This window comes from Lactobacillus sp. UMNPBX16 (assembly GCF_002553775.1).
GTDB classification, from domain to species: domain Bacteria; phylum Bacillota; class Bacilli; order Lactobacillales; family Lactobacillaceae; genus Lactobacillus; species Lactobacillus crispatus.
This window is the reverse complement of record NZ_PCYU01000080.1, coordinates 1-1,676: the sequence shown is the minus strand read 5'-3', so window position 1 is coordinate 1,676 and position 1,676 is coordinate 1. Positions and strand designations below refer to the sequence as shown.

Annotated in this window: 2 protein-coding genes; both read left to right on the top strand. The window is 39.9% G+C overall.

From position 1 onward, the window contains the following. Positions 1-143: 143 nt before the first annotated feature. The gene (locus CP367_RS10370) at positions 144-374 is read left to right on the top strand and encodes a transposase (RefSeq protein WP_005725993.1); all 231 of its coding nucleotides are present in this window, start codon (positions 144-146) and stop codon (positions 372-374) included. After that, positions 328-1,656 (top strand): IS66 family transposase, encoded by a 1,329-nt coding sequence (locus tag CP367_RS10365; RefSeq protein WP_233187511.1) that lies wholly within the window; start codon positions 328-330, stop codon positions 1,654-1,656. The genes CP367_RS10370 and CP367_RS10365 overlap by 47 nt, the downstream gene beginning before the upstream one ends. Positions 1,657-1,676: the final 20 nt, after the last annotated feature.

Genomic DNA, 1,676 nt, shown 5'->3' with positions numbered 1-1,676 from the left:
TGAGCAGGTCGACTGGCTAATGAAGGGCTTCGCAATCAATCCAAAAATAAAGAACACGAAAGCGTGCGAATTCTACTAACACTTGACATCGCACGCTTTTTTGATATTCTTTTAACTAATAAATTTAGGAGGAAGTTTAACTCATGTCACAAGAAAATTTGGAAAAGATTATTGCACAACAAGCAACTACTATTCAAAACTTAACTGATGAAATCAAGCTCCTCCGTGAACAAGTGGCTTACTTAACGCAAAAACGTTATGGCAAATCTTCAGAACAAATGCCTTTAAATGGACAAACAAGTCTCTTTGATGAACCTGATGCTCAAGATGACGGAGAACGTCCCCGACGCCGCCGTTCAGACTATTACTTATAAAAGACAAGCTCACAAACGAAAGCGTGCTGACTTACTAGCTGCCCTTCCAGCTGAAGAGGTTCACCATGAATTAGGCGACAAGCATTGTCCTGATTGTCATCATGAACTGATTGAGATAGGCAAGCAGTCAGTTCGCCAAGAATTATTGTTTATCCCAGCTCAACTTAAAAGGCTAGACCATATCCAACATGCTTACAAATGTAAATATTGCAGTCAAAGAAATCTTAGCGACAAGATCATTAAAGCTGCAGTACCTAAAGCTCCCCTAAACCATGGTCTAGGTTCAGCTTCACTCATCGCTCATTCACTCTATCAAAAATATGAAATGAAGGTGCCGGACTATCGCCAAGAAAGCGACTGGAAGAAGATGGGACTAAAAGTTTCAAGACAGATGTTAAATTATTGGGATTTGAAAAGCAGTCAATACTACTTTAAACCAGTGTATGATCTGCTTAAGCAAAAGCTGTTAATGCGGCCAATTTTACATGCCGATGAAACTTATTACACAGTCTTAGAAAGTAAAACAATCAAGACTTACTATTGGGTCTTCCTTTCAGGCAAACATGATCAATACGGGATTACACTCTATCATCATGATCCTTCTCGGAGTGGCAAGGTTGCCTTAAACTTTTTAGGAAACTATCCCGGTTATTTGCACTGTGATATGTGGCAGGCTTATGAGCAATTGCCGAAAGCAACTTTAGTTGGCTGCTGGGCTCATGTTAGAAGAAAGTTTCACGAAGCCGTACCACAACAGGCTTCTGGAAAGTCCCTTGCCCAAAAAGGACTCAACTACTGCAATCGCATGTTTTACTTAGAACAAACCTGGGAGAATTTGAGCAAACAAGAACGTTACCAGCTAAGACAAGCAAAGCTCAAGCCTCTGATGCAAGAGTTCTTCAACTGGTGTGAGAAAAATAAGACAACCGTTTTACCAGGTTCTAAATTGGGAAGAGCCATTAATTATACCCTCAAGCATCAAGCTACTTTTGAGCATGTCTTGCTTGATGGCAATTTAGAATTATCTAACAATAAGGCCGAACGCGCTGTAAAATCACTCGTCATGGGCCGGAAGAATTGGTTATTTTCTCAAAGTTTTGAGGGTGCTACTGCAAGTGGCTTTATTCTAAGCTTAATTGAAACTGCCAAGAGAAATGGCCTTGATCCTGAAAAGTACTTGAATTATTTGCTTCAGAAATTACCGAATGAAGAGATTCTGGATTCGGAAACCCTTGAAGCTTATTTACCGTGGCAAGAGAAGATCCAGAAGAATTGTAAATAAAAGAACTTAAATAACCGTCT